The 14,665-nt window shown below is 62.3% G+C and carries 15 protein-coding genes and 1 pseudogene; 8 read left to right on the top strand and 8 right to left on the bottom strand.

Annotated elements, in window-relative coordinates:
- The first annotated feature begins 55 nt into the window (after nucleotides 1-55).
- Together ATE67_RS04660 and ATE67_RS04655 are read left to right on the top strand one after the other, a co-directional pair.
- On the top strand, nucleotides 56-3,181 hold the full coding sequence (locus ATE67_RS04660) for a TonB-dependent receptor domain-containing protein (RefSeq protein ID WP_058815464.1): 3,126 nt from the start codon (nucleotides 56-58) through the stop codon (nucleotides 3,179-3,181).
- A gap of 134 nt (nucleotides 3,182-3,315) precedes the next feature.
- Nucleotides 3,316-3,630 (top strand): annotated as a pseudogene (locus ATE67_RS04655) (ATP-binding protein); the annotation flags it as partial.
- A 479-nt stretch (nucleotides 3,631-4,109) separates the two neighbouring features.
- On the opposite strand, the gene ATE67_RS04650 reads toward ATE67_RS04655, so the two are convergent.
- The 3 genes from ATE67_RS04650 to traA all read right to left on the bottom strand — a co-directional run bounded on the left by ATE67_RS04650 (nucleotide 4,110) and on the right by traA (nucleotide 8,479).
- Nucleotides 4,110-4,712, bottom strand: a complete 603-nt coding sequence (locus ATE67_RS04650; protein WP_058815463.1) for a glutathione S-transferase family protein — start codon at nucleotides 4,710-4,712, stop codon at nucleotides 4,110-4,112.
- A gap of 113 nt (nucleotides 4,713-4,825) precedes the next feature.
- Complete coding sequence (locus ATE67_RS04645; RefSeq protein ID WP_058815462.1) at nucleotides 4,826-5,530, bottom strand: DUF6118 family protein; 705 nt, start codon at nucleotides 5,528-5,530, stop codon at nucleotides 4,826-4,828.
- A 9-nt stretch (nucleotides 5,531-5,539) separates the two neighbouring features.
- The gene (gene traA / locus ATE67_RS04640; RefSeq protein ID WP_058815461.1) at nucleotides 5,540-8,479 is read right to left on the bottom strand and encodes a Ti-type conjugative transfer relaxase TraA; all 2,940 of its coding nucleotides are present in this window, start codon (nucleotides 8,477-8,479) and stop codon (nucleotides 5,540-5,542) included.
- Between the two features lie 172 nt (nucleotides 8,480-8,651).
- On the opposite strand from traA, the gene ATE67_RS04635 reads away from it, so the two are divergent.
- From ATE67_RS04635 to ATE67_RS04620, 5 genes are read left to right on the top strand one after another with little or no spacing between them, the layout of a single operon-like run.
- Nucleotides 8,652-8,957, top strand: a complete 306-nt coding sequence (locus ATE67_RS04635) for a conjugal transfer protein TraD (RefSeq protein ID WP_058815842.1) — start codon at nucleotides 8,652-8,654, stop codon at nucleotides 8,955-8,957.
- 22 nt (nucleotides 8,958-8,979) lie between these two features.
- On the top strand, nucleotides 8,980-9,237 hold the full coding sequence (locus ATE67_RS04630) for a conjugal transfer protein TraD (protein WP_058815460.1): 258 nt from the start codon (nucleotides 8,980-8,982) through the stop codon (nucleotides 9,235-9,237).
- Nucleotides 9,234-9,401 (top strand): DUF6771 family protein, encoded by a 168-nt coding sequence (locus ATE67_RS21640; RefSeq protein ID WP_171013392.1) that lies wholly within the window; start codon nucleotides 9,234-9,236, stop codon nucleotides 9,399-9,401. The genes ATE67_RS04630 and ATE67_RS21640 overlap by 4 nt, the downstream gene beginning before the upstream one ends.
- Before the next feature lie 43 nt (nucleotides 9,402-9,444).
- Complete coding sequence (locus tag ATE67_RS04625) at nucleotides 9,445-9,720, top strand: DUF3892 domain-containing protein (protein ID WP_058815459.1); 276 nt, start codon at nucleotides 9,445-9,447, stop codon at nucleotides 9,718-9,720.
- On the top strand, nucleotides 9,720-9,971 hold the full coding sequence (locus tag ATE67_RS04620) for a DUF7662 domain-containing protein (protein ID WP_058815458.1): 252 nt from the start codon (nucleotides 9,720-9,722) through the stop codon (nucleotides 9,969-9,971). Before ATE67_RS04625 ends, ATE67_RS04620 begins: the two co-directional genes overlap by 1 nt.
- 57 nt (nucleotides 9,972-10,028) lie before the next feature.
- Here the strand turns inward: ATE67_RS04620 and ATE67_RS04615 are convergent, their stop codons facing one another.
- The 4 genes from ATE67_RS04615 to ATE67_RS04600 all read right to left on the bottom strand — a co-directional run bounded on the left by ATE67_RS04615 (nucleotide 10,029) and on the right by ATE67_RS04600 (nucleotide 12,930).
- Nucleotides 10,029-10,448 carry a MucR family transcriptional regulator gene (locus ATE67_RS04615; RefSeq protein WP_058815457.1) on the bottom strand — a complete coding sequence of 140 codons (420 nt, stop codon included), beginning with the start codon at nucleotides 10,446-10,448 and terminating at the stop codon, nucleotides 10,029-10,031.
- Between the two features lie 495 nt (nucleotides 10,449-10,943).
- The gene (locus ATE67_RS04610; RefSeq protein WP_058815456.1) at nucleotides 10,944-11,891 is read right to left on the bottom strand and encodes a sigma-70 family RNA polymerase sigma factor; all 948 of its coding nucleotides are present in this window, start codon (nucleotides 11,889-11,891) and stop codon (nucleotides 10,944-10,946) included.
- Nucleotides 11,888-12,403 carry a sigma-70 family RNA polymerase sigma factor gene (locus tag ATE67_RS04605; protein ID WP_058815455.1) on the bottom strand — a complete coding sequence of 172 codons (516 nt, stop codon included), beginning with the start codon at nucleotides 12,401-12,403 and terminating at the stop codon, nucleotides 11,888-11,890. The genes ATE67_RS04610 and ATE67_RS04605 overlap by 4 nt, the downstream gene beginning before the upstream one ends.
- Nucleotides 12,400-12,930, bottom strand: a complete 531-nt coding sequence (locus ATE67_RS04600; protein ID WP_231728048.1) for a hypothetical protein — start codon at nucleotides 12,928-12,930, stop codon at nucleotides 12,400-12,402. The genes ATE67_RS04605 and ATE67_RS04600 overlap by 4 nt, the downstream gene beginning before the upstream one ends.
- Nucleotides 12,931-13,194: 264 nt before the next feature.
- Here ATE67_RS04600 and ATE67_RS04595 point away from each other — a divergent pair, with 264 nt between their 5' ends.
- Nucleotides 13,195-13,638 carry a GFA family protein gene (locus ATE67_RS04595; protein ID WP_058815454.1) on the top strand — a complete coding sequence of 148 codons (444 nt, stop codon included), beginning with the start codon at nucleotides 13,195-13,197 and terminating at the stop codon, nucleotides 13,636-13,638.
- A gap of 36 nt (nucleotides 13,639-13,674) precedes the next feature.
- Here the strand turns inward: ATE67_RS04595 and ATE67_RS04590 are convergent, their stop codons facing one another.
- Nucleotides 13,675-14,595 (bottom strand): nucleotidyltransferase and HEPN domain-containing protein, encoded by a 921-nt coding sequence (locus ATE67_RS04590; RefSeq protein ID WP_058815453.1) that lies wholly within the window; start codon nucleotides 14,593-14,595, stop codon nucleotides 13,675-13,677.
- Between the last annotated feature and the right edge of the window lie 70 nt (nucleotides 14,596-14,665).

Below are 14,665 nucleotides of genomic sequence, written 5' to 3'. Positions count from 1 at the left end.
CTCGAAGAATCGGGTCCGCAACAAGTGATCGGCAAGACCGGTCAGGGGAGGATTTATGGCAGGCAAGGTGCGCGCCCGGAAGCTATGGGCCTATTCGCAAAGCAGTAGCGGATCGATTGCGATCGCGATGATGGCGAAGGTCGCGGTGTCGCGCGTTCCCGCCGTCCGCCTTTCGAGCGTGACGCTCGCGGGATGCGTCGCCGGCCTGATCGGTGTCCCGGCCGGTACCGCTCGCGCTCAGGAGGTCGACGCGACCGCCGTCGAAGGTGCGGAAACATCCGATGCGGCAGGCAATGCGGAAATTATCGTAACGGGCTCGCTGATCGCGCGCCGCGATGCGCGGTCTTCTAGCCCGATTTCCACCGTCGGCGAAAGCGAACTTTCCGCGACGGGGCAGCCTTCGCTCGACAAGGTGATCGGACAGTTGCCGCAATTTGCGGGTGGGCAAGGCGCCGCCGAGGTCGGCGACACGCAGGGCACCATCGGCTTTGGCGGCGGCCAGTCCTACAGCGACCTGCGCGGGCTCGGCCCGAACCGCTCGCTCGTTTTGCTCGATGGTCGCCGGCTCATGCCGTCGAGCCCCGATGGCGCCATCGATCTCAACACCATTCCATCGTCGCTGATCGGGTCGGTCGAGGTGATCACCGGCGGCGCGTCGGCGACCTATGGATCGGATGCGGTCGCCGGGGTTACCAATTTCAAGCTGCGCACAAATCTGGACGGCCTCGAACTGTCCGCGAAAAAGGGGATTACCGACCAAGGCGACGGCGATACCACCAGCGTGAGCGCTGCCTTCGGTGCGGATTTCGCCGAGGACCGCGGCAATTTCCTCTTTGCCGTGGAATATGCAGAACGCGGGGCGGTGATCGGCAGCGCCCGGCCCTTTTTCGCCAATATCCGGCAGCTTGCCCGCCCTCCGGAAGGCATTATCGCGGCCGGAAACTATGGCGGCGGCGCGCCGACGATCGCTGCCGTCAACGCCGTTCTGGCGCGATATGCCGGAACTACGCCGATTTCCGGCAGCGGCCTCTATAACGGGGCGATCGGGGTCAATGGCGACGGCACGATATTCACCGACCTTGCCGGAACCAATTGCGTCCAGAACTATCGCGGCCTCAACCAGGGCGTCGTGGGCCTCAACATCAGCAGCAACTGCCGCCAGGTCCAGATCGCACTCGGCCAATATTTCGCCGTCCAGGTCCCGCTGAAACGCTACAATGCCTTTGCGCGGCTGACCTATGAATTCAGCCCCGAAATTACCGGCTATGCCCAATTCGGCTATCTGCGTTCGGAAGCCTTCAGCCGGACCGGGCCCGGCTCGTCGAAACCGTCGGCACCCTTGCTGGTGCCCCAGAACAATCCCTTCCTGACGGGCAACGCCGATCTGCGCGCCATTCTGAATTCGATCACGCCAACCCCGACCGGAAATATCATCGTCACCAAGGCGCTGACCACGCTCGGCAACCGCCTGTCGTCTTTCGACAATGACGTCTGGCAAGCCGTATTGGGCCTGAAAGGCGAAATTCCGGGCACCTCGTTGCAATGGAATGTCTACGGATCCTACGGAAAGTCGAAATTCGTCAACGTGATGGCGGGTGATATCAGCCTCGCGGCCGTCACGAGCGTACTCAACGGGACCGCCAACTACAGCGGCCCCGCTGGCACCTGCCGCGGCTATGCTTGGAATCCGCTCGGTCTCGATCCGCTCAGCCCGGGCTGCCTCGAATATGTTGGTCGCACGAACATCAACGTGAACGACCAGTCGCAAAGGATCGTCGAGGCGACGATCCAGGGCCCTCTTTTCACTCTTCCGGCGGGTGATCTGAGCTTCGCGCTCGGTGCCGGGAACCGCCAGACTTCGTTCGATTATCTTCCCGATTCGACACTCTCGACCAACGATTCGATCGGCTACGGATTTGTGAGCGCGGCGTCGGGGAAGCAGAAGGTCAGCGAGGTTTTCGCCGAATTGCTCGTGCCGATCCTCAGGGATACGCCCTTCTTCCAGGAACTCACAGCAAACCTCGGCTATCGCTATTCGGATTATAGCCTGTTCGGGGGGCAGCACACCTACAAGGCCGATCTGAGCTGGCGTCCCGTCGAGCCGGTGTTCGTGCGCGGCAGCTATTCTGTCGCGATCCGCGCGCCCAGCCTCGGCAATCTGTTCGGGCCGACGTCGGTCGCGCAGCTGCCGATCGGGACGGGCCCGAATGCGGGCGATCCCTGCGCGGTCGGCAGCATCTATCGCACCGGGGGGAGCGCGAGCCAGGTGCAGGCGCTGTGCCAGGCACAGGGCGTTCCCGCGGCGATCTATCCGACCTATACCTATGGCATTTCAACCGTCGCCGGGCAGGATGGCAGTAACGTCAATCTGACGCCGGAGCGGGCCAAGACCTATTCGTTCGGGGTGGTGTTGACACCGCGTTTCGACAGCAAGCTGTTCGACAAGGTCAGCCTGTCGGTGGATTATTACAATATCCGGATCAAGGACGCGATCGGATCGCTGCTGCTTTCGGATATCCTGCCGCGCTGTTTCAATTCGGATGGCGCGAGCAATCCATCCTATTCGGTGAACAACGCCTATTGTCAGCGCATTTCGCGCGATCCTCTGACCGGGCAGATTGCGTTGGGCCAGCAGGGGCTCTTCAACTTCGCCACCTACACGGTCGCAGGCATCGATACCCAGTTCACTTGGGGTTTCGGGCTCGAAGCGCTCGGGATGTCGCCGTCGGCGGGCGCGCTCGAATTCAGCACGACCGCATCCTACCTGCGCCAGTACAAGGTGGCGGGCCTTCTGGGATCACCCACGCTCAACTATGCCGGAAGCGCCGGGTTCGGCGGTGTCGGCGGCGGGATTTCGCATCCCGAGTGGAAGATCAACACCCGCATCACCTATTCAAACGATGATTTCAGCCTGTCACTTCTGTGGCGGCATATCTCGGCGATGGTCCATTCGGACGTAGTTGCCAATCCGGCCTCGGCGACCCCCGGGGTTCCGGCTTACAATTATCTCGATCTCAACGCGGACTTCGATATCGACAAGCGCTTCTCCTTCGGATTGGGTGTGACGAATCTGACCGACAAGGCGCCGCCGTTCATCAGCGCTTCGCCGCTGACGACCGATGCTGCGACTTACGACGTGATCGGGCGCTCCTTCTACGCATCGATCAAGGCGAAATTCTAGCTATGGGGCCGATCATGATGTCGGCGCTCTCGCAGACCTGTTCATCCTGACTCGAGCTGGCTTCGCCGAAGCCAGCTCTTTTTTGGGGTGCTTCCGGCCGGATAGCGGACGCGTATAGGGCTACTTGGCCCTAAATGGTGACACGCCTCGAAGAGGAGACCCGGATCAGCAAGGGCGGGACCCTGGCGGCACAGCTATCGCGGCTCGACCTGGTGGTGCTCGATGAGCTTGGATATCTGCCCTTTGCGCGCTCGGGAGGACAGTTGCTGTTCCACCTCATCAGCAAGCTTTATGAGCGTACCAGCGTCATCATCACTACGAACCTCGCCTTCGGCGAATGGCCTACCGTGTTCGGCCACCCCAAAATGACCACGGCCCTGCTCGACCGCGTCACCCACCATTGCGATATCGTCGAGACCGGCAACGACAGCTGGCGCTTCAAAAACCGCAAATTGCCGCCCGGTTCGGCCGCTTTAAAATCTATCTTGCGCTGCGCGCGTCTCCGGTCGGGCTACGCCCGCCCTCCGCCGCACGCAGCGCTAGGCTCACCTCAACAAACCAACATCATATCCGAAAAGGGGCTCCCTCTTCGACGCCGATCGGGGGTCCCGTTTGAACGCCGTTTGACACACTTGGGTTTTCCGTAGGGGTCACCAGTCAAGCGGTTTATCGCGTTGATTTTACGTGAAAACTTCAAAATTGCCCAAACCTGACACCACAGGCGTTCCCACATTTCCCGTGGGCCGAATTGATATGATTCGGAACGCAACGGGACGGAAACAGCGCTGCTTCAAATCTTATTTTAGGCCACTGGCCGTTCGGATAGCGAATGATGCTCAACTATTTGGCTCACGTCTCACCGGAAATGGTAAAATCTGGACTGTCGAATTATCGCCAATCGCAGACCAAGGCAGCCAAATTGCCGAATTTAGCTAAGCGACTTTTGCAACGCCGGGCGGGCGAATAATCTGTCAACATACTCAAGCGTTTTGGGATGCGCATCGGTGAGCAGTTGAAGCCACTTCGCGGACCCCAGTGTAAAGCCCATCATGATGTCAGCAGCCGAAAAATCGTTTCCGGTAATATATGGCTGGGTAGCGAGGGCTGCTTCAATCTTGTTAAACACCGTGTTTGCGCTGTCACGCACCGCGCTGATGATTTCCTGATGTCGATCCGCATCATCCCGGTAGACTGTCAACCAAACGGTCGTATTGATGGCATTGGCGGCTGTGCCTTCTGCAAAATGCAGCCAGTAGAGATAGGCGGCACGATCCTTTGATCCGATAGGCGGCTCGAGCTGCCCATTTCCATACCGCTCCAAGAGATATTGGACGATCGCCCCCGACTCTGAAAGAGCGACATCGCCGTCTTCAATGTATGGGTATTGGCCTGACGGGGTATTCTGGGTGAATCCCCTGCTACCGTCTCGATTATACTCTGAACGTAATAACTCGTATTCGAGCCCCAACTCTTCCAAGAACCATCTGATTCTGACGGAGCGAGTAAGGGGAGCAAAGTGCAGTTTTAGCATCCACCGATGCTGTCACGAACAGCAGCTTTTGCGCAACGAGATTTTGTTGTCGGAAAGCCGTTATCGGTCGTTTGCTGACAGCAGGCTTCGTCGGGCTGCCCCGCGCGATATGCTCAAAGTTGCCGGTTCCTCACTCTAATCGTGCACCGCACCGGCTGCCTGACCTTGGTGGCCCGCTGCAAGCAAGCGTCGATCACCTCGCGGTTGTCACGGCGCATGTCGGCGGCCTCGGCGATGGCCTGCCACGCCGCCGGACTATCAGCGTGCATGATCCGAGTCCCCGCTTCCCATAGGGTCGGCTCACGAACGGTGCGCGCGGCGATGCGTTCCGGCAGGTGCCAGCTTGTCGGAAGGGTGCGCGCGACAAATCCGGGAAGCACCGACCACAGGAGGCACCCGGCGAGCAAGCCGCCGCCGACATACCACCAACGAAGTCTTTTTTGCTCGTAGATGGAGTTGGCCGTGCCGATGATCGCCCGCAGATCGCGGATTGCCTCGCCACGCTCCCGCTTCGCAGCCACAATCAAGACCTCGTCGTCGCGTCGCGCTCGTGCCGCCGCCGCCGTCATCCGCGCCTCGAAGTCTTCCGGAGTCATCTGCATGGCGGGCTGGCGCTCGATGGAGACAAGCCGGTTCGCCATCTCGCCCAGCGTCTTGCTGTAATCGGGAATGTCGATCTCTGATTTCTCGGTTGCGAGATGTTCGACCGCACGGCGCATCATCGCCATTTCGCCTTCTAGCCGGTTGAACGCCCGCGTCGCCGGATCGGAGTCCGGCTCGTCATAGGGCAGTCGGGGTAGCTGTCTGTCACTATTCATGCTGTCCTCCTATCGGCTCATGCCAAGGTTGCGGCCGTGATCGAACGGCACCGAGTCCGCGAGATCGCGCGCCACGCTGCGGCCCATGGCCGCATCAATTCCCAATTCCCGGCTGCGCCCGCGCAGCAGCGATTCGACCTGCGCGTCGCGTTCGAGGCTCTTCGCCATGCCCGCCATTTCCTGCCCGACGCGCTTCGCACCCCGGAAATCGCCGTCGCGCCGTAGATCGTCCTGCGCCTGCCGGAGCTGCTTCCAGCCCTCGACAAAGCGATCGGCGCGCTGGAACGGATCGGCCCGCAGTTCCGCTTCCTTGTTCATCGCCTGCACCGCAGCCTGGCTGCGCCCCTCCGCGGCCTCGTGGATAAGCTCCGGCTGGCGCTGGAGGGCGTTCTGCAAGTCGGTGGAGGCGTGAGGCCGGATCGCGTCTAATGCCTCTCCCGCCCTGTTCAGGGCGTCATGCTGATGGGGCAGCACGGGCAAGCCCCGGTCGCGCATCCGGGCGACCTCGTTCACCGCGCGCGCATAGCGTTCGACGGCGCGACGCTGGCCGGTGGCATGGGAGGGCTGGGTCTGTGCCTGCTCACTCCTCTGTTCAGGCGGACGGAAGCCCGCGAACATGCCCTGCTCACGCTGCTGGCCCTGCAGCGAGAGGCGCAACCCGTCGAAGATCCCGCGCGCCTTCTCCGCACCCGCGCGGGCGATTTCCGCGACGCGCTCGCCAATGCCGCGCCGCTCGGCGAACTCCTTGGCCGGATCGACGCGGGCATAATCGCTCGCCATGTCTTTCGCGCGCTCGCGGGACAGGGTGCGGGCAAGCTGGGCATCGTCCTTGAAGTCGTCGCGGCCATAGTGAAGGGCCAAGCCGTCGCGGTGGCGTGTCATACCGACATAGCTGCTATGACGGTCCATGCCGGGTGTCGCCAGCACATGGCCACGGTCGACGGTCATGCCCTGCGCCTTGTGGATCGTGGCTGCATAGCCATGATCGACATGAGCATAATCCTTCATGTCGAATGCGACGTTGCGCCCGTCATCGGTGCGAACGGTCATGCCCTGCTGATTGACCTGTTCGACGGTGCCCAGCGTGCCGTTCTTCACCTCAAGGCCGCGCTCATTACGCAGGAACATGATGCGGTCCCCCGATGCGAAGGGACGATCGCCGCGTTCGGTTTTCACGCGAACATCGTCGCCCAGTTCGCCCGCCGCGCGCATCCGGTCGCGCGCGGCCTCGTTGAGTTCGCGCACCTCGGCATTGGTGTGAGTGAGGATGATCCGGCTGGCGTCGGGGTTCGCTTGCCGGTCGCGATCCCACCGCTCGACAAGATCGCTCCGGGCCTGTTCGCGCGTCTCGGCGGTGTGAACCATACCGTGATCGGCGTAGGCGTTGATCGCCTCGCCGGTTCGGCCGGTCGCAAGATGCCGGGTAGCGTCCTGCTGCCAGCCCTCATGCTGGCGGCGAACCTCCGTAATCTCGACGCCGCCATGCCGTTCGTGGATCGCCCGGAACGCCGCACCCGCCTCGATGGCCTGCAACTGCTGCGGGTCGCCGACCAGCACGACCTTGGCGCCGGCGTCGGCGGCATGGGACAATACGCGCTCCATCTGGCGGGTGCCGACCATGCCAGCCTCGTCGATCACCAGCACATCGCGAGACGTGAGCATGTCGCGCCCCTGCGACCAACCATGTTCCATGCTGGCGATGGTGCGCGAGGCGATGCCAGAGCCATTCTCAAGCCCTTCGGCTGCGATGCCCGACAGCGCGACGCCGCGCACATTGAACCCGGCCTCTTCCCATGCCTCCCGCGCCACGCCCAGCATCGCGCTCTTGCCGGTCCCGGCGTAACCGACGACGACACTCAAACCCCTGCCATCGCTCGCATGTTCAAACGCCGCGCGCTGCTCGCCTGACAGGTCCAGCCCGCGCGCCGCCGCCGCGCGAAGCGCGCTTTCCCGGTCGCCCTCCGACACGCGATGTCGTTCGCGCTTCGCCATCAATTCCGAAGCGCGCTGCAACCGCTGTTCGGTGTCGATCATGTCGCGGCTGGTGAAGCGATCTTCGCCGCGCCCGTCCTTGCCGAGTTCGATCAAGTCGGGCGAACCGCGAACAGCGCTCATCGCCCGGTCGTATTGATCCTTCCCGTCGGTGTGGCGATGCACGAACATCGCAAGGTCGCGGTTGGTGAACGTCGCCTGATGGTGGGTGATTGCGTCGAGCGCGACGCGCGGCTCCGCGATGATGCGTTCGCCGTTGCGCTGCGCGACGGCGCGATGATCCTCGATGCGCTCGGACTCAAGCCCGCGCTCGCCCATGCGCGAGGCTGCGGGGCCGATCTTGTCTTGCGGCTCAAGGTCGATGCCCTGCGCTTCCAAGGATCGGTGATCGATGCGGGCGTCTATATCGAGTTCGGCAAGCCGCGCGTTGACGTGATTGGCCCAACGCTCGCGCCACTGCTCGACAAGTTCGGTGCGGTTCCACTCGCGGACCTTCTGCCCAAAACCGTCCTCACCCACCTCGCGCATGGTGAGCATGACATGGGCATGGGGTTTGGGCTGGCCGTCCGCACCGATGTCCCAATGCACATTCAAATCCGCGATCATCCCGCGATCGACAAATTCGGACTGCACGAAATCGCGGGCAAGCTCGATGCCATCGACCTTGCTCATCTCGCGCGGAATGGAAAATTCGACCTCGCGAGCAAGCTGCGCGTCCTTGCGCTTCTCGCATCCCTCGACCTCGTTCCAGAGGGTTTCCCGATCCGAGAAGCGTTCGGGCGCGCCTTCGGGCAACATGATCTCGTTATGCTCGACGCCGGACTTGGCGCGGAAATCATGGTCGCGGTCGAGCCGTTCATCGTGCAGCCGCTCGCCCGCACGATAGGCGGCTGCGGCAACGGCGCTGCGCCCGGCAGCGCGCCCGATGACTTTCGCGGAGAAGTGAAAGATTGCCATGACGGCAATCCATCTACGCCACCAAGCGCACGTCGGCACGACGTATAAGCGCGCCCTCCTCGAATAAATTCTCGGGCTGGACTAGGCGGTCCCAGTCTGTCCTGGCGACTCTACTGCGCTAGCGCTGCGCTTCTTCTATCATGGCCGCATCGTCACTCAATGGAGACTTATGATGCGCAAACCCCGCGATATTGATTCGGAACTGAAAGCGCTCGCTGACAAGGCAAAGCTGCTCAAGGAACGCCGCGTTCGCCAGCTCGGCGAACTCGTCATCGCGACGGGTGCCGATGCACTCGACGCCGACATGCTCGCCGGAGCGTTGCTCGGCGCAGTCGCGGCCAAGGATGCCAGCACGAAGGAGGGTTGGCGCAAGGCAGGCGCGGGCTTCTTTCAGCGCGGGCCACGCAAGGCTGCGGCGCGACCTGATCGCGGCGCAGCGAATGACCCGGCGTCTGACGGCCATGCGGCATCGGCTTGAGTTGGTGAGAGCACGAACCGGAATGCGCGAGTGGCAGGTCAAGCGGCGCGAGCGCACGCGCCAGCTCATCGAGTTGGGAGGGCTTGTCGTCAAAGCCGAGCTCGTCGACCTCGCCGACGATAATCGCGCGATGCTCTACGGCGCCTTCCTCTGGATGGCCGACAAGCTGCGAAGCGAAGATGGCGCCCACGCTTTTGCACTCTGGAAGAGGCGCGGCAAACGTGCGTTCGAGACCGATGCCTTGCCCGACTCCGACCCATCTGTCATAGGCGCGCCATGACACGGGAGCTGACCGACACGATCCTTCGCGTGGTCGAACGCGCGCCGCAATGGATTCGGCGCGACCTCGATGCGAAAGATCCGGTCGCGCGCATCCGTGCCGAAGAATCGCTTGCGGCGATGATCGCCGACGCGCTCGACCAGCAGGCGAACGCACCCGTCTGACCAGCGGATCATTTCTTGCGGCGCACGCCGAGGGAGGTGAAACATGGCTGATTACGAGATTGTGGCCATCGGTCAGACACCGATCGATGTTCGCAATCACCATATCCACGCGGTCCAGGTCGGCAGAAGCCTGTTCCTTGTCGACCAGATCATCGACTGGATCAACGACGGAACCCACCGTTTCTGGGTGCGCGTCGGCGACGAGGAGGTCGACGTCATCGTCCAGCAGCGTGAAGCATCGGGGCGGCCCTATCTCACTACCGACGGAGGAGGTTTTCCTCCGGCTATTCTGTTGTCCCTGCCGCGCGTCGATCGGTGATGGGCAAATATACTATCCTTGGCACCTTCCTGCGCCGCTGGGCGGTTCGCAACGACGGGCAGGAAGTCGAACTCACGCTCGCGCAGATCGAAGGCCTGATCGGTGCACCGCTGCCCAAGGCGGCGGCCAATATCGCATGGTGGAGCGACGATCCGACCGGTGTGCAATCGTGCGCCTGGCGTGATGCCGGTTTCGAAGCGAAGCTGATCGACGACGCCGAGCTTGTCATATTCGTGCGATGCCAACCCTGACTGCAACGGTAACGAGATTGATGGACGGCCGGCAATCGGCGACCGTGGCCAAGCGCGTTATGTCTTGCGGCGCGGTCGCCCGCCGCCGCGCCCCTTGGTGCCAAGGCCGATTTCCTTGGCAAGCGCGCGACGCTTCTCGGCATATGCGGGCGCAGTCATCGGATAGTCCTTCGGCAGGTTCCATTTCGCGCGATAGTCGTCGGGCGTCATGTTGTAATGCGTCATCAGGTGACGCCGGAGCATCTTGAGCTTCTTCCCGTCTTCGAGGCAGACGATGTAATCGGGCTTCACCGACGACCGGATCGACACCGCCGGCTCCTGCTTCACTTCTGGTTCTTCGGCATTGCCAAGACCAGCAAGCGCTTCATGCACCGAGCGAATGACCAGCGGAATATCCGATATGGCGACGCTGTTGTTGCTGACATGCGCGGCAACAATATCTGCGGTCAGCGTGACCAGCGCTTCAGAATCGTCCATGTCAAACTCCCTCGTCATGCGGGTCCGGAAAAGCAATTTCCATGTCCGACGGCATGCACGCATATGGCCGTTGCTTCAAGAACGGCGATTGCAAAGCCCGCGCAGGGAACCCGCGCGACGGTGACGCGTTGCGTCCAGCGATCACACACGGGTTTTCTGCGTGATCACTTACCCAAACTCGCCCCGCCAACCGGCGGGGCGTTTTACAGAGCGGCAACGCAGCACAAGATGATCTCGCTCCATCCCCCCGCGAGCGAGGTCGAAGGGTCCTGTCAGGGGGCGGGACCCTTCATTTCTTCCGCAAGGGCGGGCGGGCGGCGCGAACAAGGGACCAGCTATGTCGCGCCGCCCTTCGTGATGCCGCCGTATGTGGGGGTAAAGAAGGCGGGCGGCATCCGAACTGGAATGCCGTCATCGTCCGCCGAAATAGTTAACCAAATATGGATTTCCGGACCGCTTTGCGATGAATTGTGCCCCGGCACCAGCGGCCAGCACCTATTCATAAAAGGCGGACCGGATGATGTCCCAACGCCACGCGAACGACAGGCGCTTCCGCATCAGCGCGAAGCGGATGCGAAAAGCGAGCGACGGATAAGGCTTGCCGATGATCGCGTATTCAGCCTGCTCTCGAAGGCGTTTGACACGTCGGCGGCTGATCCCGAACAATCGGGCGATCTCGTCATAGGGACGGCCATAAAGATGGAAGAATATCCACACATGCCGTGTCAGCTCCGGCTGTTCGACCAGCCGCTCCGGTATCTGCACGATGTCGGCAATCTCCTCGCCATTTTGCTCGGCCTCGGTCGGTGGTCGCTCCTCCGGGAACGGCCGTCGCCGCCGTCGATGGACCACATAGCCCTGCGGATAGCGCCCGTCGGGGACAAGGCGCTCGCCCAGCCATTCGTCGAACGGCTGCCGGCCTGCGCAATGGAGCGCGTCGTTGACGCGCAGCAGGCGTCGCCGCCGAACCCGGCGCCACGGTGCGATAAAGCGCCATTGATCGACCGTCGCGACCCCGGCCCGGCGCGATCGCGTGACAGCCTTGCGCAGCGCCGCTGACAACGCCGTGACGACGAACGCCGCCGCCGCTTCCTGATCGGCCGCTATATCGGCCATCGGCTCGGGCCACTCCACCTCGCCGGGATAACCGCTTTCCGCGAAGGCGGCTTCGAGCGCTTGCCGATACTCCTGCCGTAGGCGCGCCTGCAAAGCGCCGGTCGCCGGCCCGACGCCGGGCACCGGCTCCGTATAGCAAACATGCGCCCGAACGGTCGCGCGGGCATCGGCGAGGCCGGTTTCAATAGCCTCCCGATCCACGCTAAGCGCGTCGGCCATCGCATCGACATCGACGCCGTAGAAGTTGTGGAGCAGGAACAGCGCGCGGGGCAGCGCGGGCAATCGGTCGATCGCGGCGCTGCGGTGACGGGCATCGAGGCCGGTCATGGCGCCACCTCTGCCGCGACTGCGGCGCGGCAGAGCCTGAGCGCACGCATCATATGATATTCGACGGTCTCGACACAGACGCCAAGCTCGGCAGCGATCTCCTTATAGGTCAGACGGTGAATCCGGTGCATCACGAACACGCGGCGGGTCTTGGGCGGCATCGAGCGCACGGTGCGCCGGTAGAAGCGCTGCAAATCCCTTTCTTCGATCCGCCATTCCTGTTCGGAACGAGTCGGCGCATCTCTCCCTTCGTCCAGCGGATAGAAGATCGCGCCCGTCCGCTGCTGCCGGCGCCTTCGATCGATCAGCATATTGCGCGCAATCCGGTTGAGGTAGGCGCCCGGCTGGTCCAGCACCGGCAGCTTGCCGCTGTGATGGAGCCGGGCGAAGGCCTCCTGCGCGAAGTCGCGCGCTTCGTCCGGCCCGATCCGCCGCCTCAGCCTGCGCAGCAGGCGCGGATATTCGGCGCGATAGACATCCTCGAATGTCGCGATTTCCCGGCGCGCGCTCATGGCCGCGCCCCCTTGCGCTCGCGGTCATTGAGCGGGGCATCGCGCGAAGCGCGATAGAGGGTGATGCCCGCCTCGATCCGGTCGAGGATGAAGGTGTCGCGCTCGGCCTTGGCGACGCGGATGTCGGCTTTGGAGTAGAATTCAAGACCGACGGCGCAGCGGTTGCCAAGCTCGCTGTCGATGACATCGCGGGCGCGTGCCCAGCATTCCGGTTCCTTGAACAGCGGATGATTGACGACGATCCAGAATTCGTAATCGGAAAAATTGATCGTATCGTCGTCTTCATACCAATTCTTCCGCGCGTAGGGGCCGATCAGGATGATGCGTCTGATCTGGCCGCGCCCAGGTGCCTGCACCTGATCGGGATCGAAGCAGGCGCGCAGGATGCGCGCGATGCGCTCGACCTCCTGTTGCTTGCGGCGGATCAGATGGCCGACGCGCGCCATCACGACTTCGCGCGCGTAAACGTCGTTCGCTTTCGGGGTATTCATTTGCAGCTCGCACACCAGCGGTCCGCGCGTGATCACGCGGATGTGCAAGCGGTGTCCGCTGTCTGGTGCCGTGTCAGCGGCTTACAGCAACTGCCCGACCGTGGTGGCCGAACCTACATGATGCCTGGCAGGATTATCCCGAGGATGGCCGCCAGTCATTCCATCCCGTGGGCAGGATCATGCCAGAATCGCGGAGTCTCGGCAAGTTGGACGACGATCGGCGAATTCGGAGTCGACGGATAGCAATCCGCAGGCACCTTCTTTATCCTGCGCTGAGTTGGTCTACGGGGAGGCACTGAAATGATGGGCGAACTCAGTGGCGGGTGCGTTTGTGGTGCCGTCCGCTACACATTGAAGGAAGGCTTCCGCTTCAAGCCATATGCGTGTCACTGCAAGGATTGCCAGTCTCGAACCGGCAGCGCATTCAGCGAGCACATGTTCTTCGCCAAACAGGACCTGCTGATCGAGGGCGAACTCGATGAGGGCACCTATTTGCAGCCGAGCGGAGCCAAGTCATCCATCTGGGGATGCAAGCGTTGCAAAGGGCGCATTTTTGCCGAGAATAGTACCCGCCCGGGTTTCGGCTCGCTGCGTTGCGGCACGCTCGACAGGAGCCGTGAGGTGATACCTGTCGCCCATCTTTGGGTCCGCAGTAAGCAGCCTTGGGTGCAAATCCCGGATGGCGCCCGCCAGTTGGATGAACAACCGGAATCACCTGAGGAGTGGATGAAGCTAGTAGGCTAGCCTGGGTTCTCGCAGGCTCCTCGTGCGGAATGACAGCTATCTGCGAGCAGCCTTTTCGAGTTCGGCGATCTTGTCGGTGCAGACCTGATGGACGACGCGACCGAGTTCTTCAACGCGCTCGCCGAGCCAGGTCAGTTCCTCTTCGCTGATCTTATAATGCTTCGAATACCGGGCCTTGGTGTAGGCCTCTTTCAGCTTCTGGAACATCGCCCGCTCGCGGCGATTGGTCTCGGGCCAGATGCCGTAAAGGCGTCGGTCGAGACCTTCGGCTAGCGAGCGCAGGAAGGCGATATTATGGTTATATGGCGTGTAATAGGTCAGGGTGAGCAGCAGGCAGGAATAAAGCCGCTCGGTTGTCTGATGAAAATCAAACGCGGCGTCTTTCAGTAGTCCTTCGTCGAGGGCATACTTCGCAAGCTTTTGGCGCGACATCGCGCCCGCCATCCCATCTTCAAAATATTCCCTCGCGGCCACCAAGGCTTCGTCTGGCGTCTTCGGCCGGGGCGCCCGGAGTTCACGATCGTCGGCTTCGTAGAGCGCGATCCCATCCTTCGCGACTTCCATGAAAAAGACGCGCCCATGCGCGAGTCCGTCGTTCACCTCGTGGAGCGAGTGGACGATAAAATTGACCGGCGTGCGAAGCGTCTTCTCGATCGTATAGGCACGGATCAGCCGTTCCTCGGCCTTCGCCCAATAGGCGGCACGGTCGGTCAATTCCTTCTGGCTGACGATGACGAGAATGTCGTAGTCGGATTTATACTGGTTCACCGACAGCGGGGCATCGACCCAGTCGCCGCGCGCATGTGAGCCGAACAGGATGATCTTGAGGATGCGGGCGCCCTTGCGGCGCCCGGTCGCGTTTTCGGTCGCCTGCCCGAACTCGTCGAACAATATCTCGACGATGCGCTCAAGCTCGCGCTGCTTGGCGGCAGGAAGATGATCAACGTCGGTTCGCATAGGTGCCGGAATCTTCGGGCAATGCCCGCCACTTGGCAAGGCCAATCGGAACCGGCTTTGCTCGGTCCCG

This window comes from Sphingopyxis sp. H050 (genome assembly GCF_001468265.1).
Classification (GTDB): Bacteria; Pseudomonadota; Alphaproteobacteria; order Sphingomonadales; family Sphingomonadaceae; genus Sphingopyxis.
Note: the sequence above shows the minus strand (reverse complement) of the source record. Positions and strands in the feature narration are given on the sequence as shown.

Excerpts from the sequence above, each read along its gene's own strand:
- ATE67_RS04615 (WP_058815457.1), bottom strand. The coding sequence starts at position 10,448 with ATGGACGATTCTGAAGCGCTGGTCACGCTGACCGCAGATATTGTTGCC.
- ATE67_RS04590 (WP_058815453.1), bottom strand. The coding sequence starts at position 14,595 with ATGCGAACCGACGTTGATCATCTTCCTGCCGCCAAGCAGCGCGAGCTT.
- ATE67_RS21640 (WP_171013392.1), top strand. The coding sequence starts at position 9,234 with ATGACACGGGAGCTGACCGACACGATCCTTCGCGTGGTCGAACGCGCG.
- ATE67_RS04595 (WP_058815454.1), top strand. The coding sequence starts at position 13,195 with ATGATGGGCGAACTCAGTGGCGGGTGCGTTTGTGGTGCCGTCCGCTAC.
- ATE67_RS04625 (WP_058815459.1), top strand. The coding sequence starts at position 9,445 with ATGGCTGATTACGAGATTGTGGCCATCGGTCAGACACCGATCGATGTT.
- ATE67_RS04650 (WP_058815463.1), bottom strand. The coding sequence starts at position 4,712 with ATGCTAAAACTGCACTTTGCTCCCCTTACTCGCTCCGTCAGAATCAGA.
- ATE67_RS04620 (WP_058815458.1), top strand. The coding sequence starts at position 9,720 with ATGGGCAAATATACTATCCTTGGCACCTTCCTGCGCCGCTGGGCGGTT.
- ATE67_RS04635 (WP_058815842.1), top strand. The coding sequence starts at position 8,652 with ATGCGCAAACCCCGCGATATTGATTCGGAACTGAAAGCGCTCGCTGAC.
- ATE67_RS04645 (WP_058815462.1), bottom strand. The coding sequence starts at position 5,530 with ATGAATAGTGACAGACAGCTACCCCGACTGCCCTATGACGAGCCGGAC.
- ATE67_RS04630 (WP_058815460.1), top strand. The coding sequence starts at position 8,980 with ATGCGCGAGTGGCAGGTCAAGCGGCGCGAGCGCACGCGCCAGCTCATC.
- ATE67_RS04660 (WP_058815464.1), top strand. The coding sequence starts at position 56 with ATGGCAGGCAAGGTGCGCGCCCGGAAGCTATGGGCCTATTCGCAAAGC.
- ATE67_RS04610 (WP_058815456.1), bottom strand. The coding sequence starts at position 11,891 with ATGACCGGCCTCGATGCCCGTCACCGCAGCGCCGCGATCGACCGATTG.
- ATE67_RS04605 (WP_058815455.1), bottom strand. The coding sequence starts at position 12,403 with ATGAGCGCGCGCCGGGAAATCGCGACATTCGAGGATGTCTATCGCGCC.
- traA (WP_058815461.1), bottom strand. The coding sequence starts at position 8,479 with ATGGCAATCTTTCACTTCTCCGCGAAAGTCATCGGGCGCGCTGCCGGG.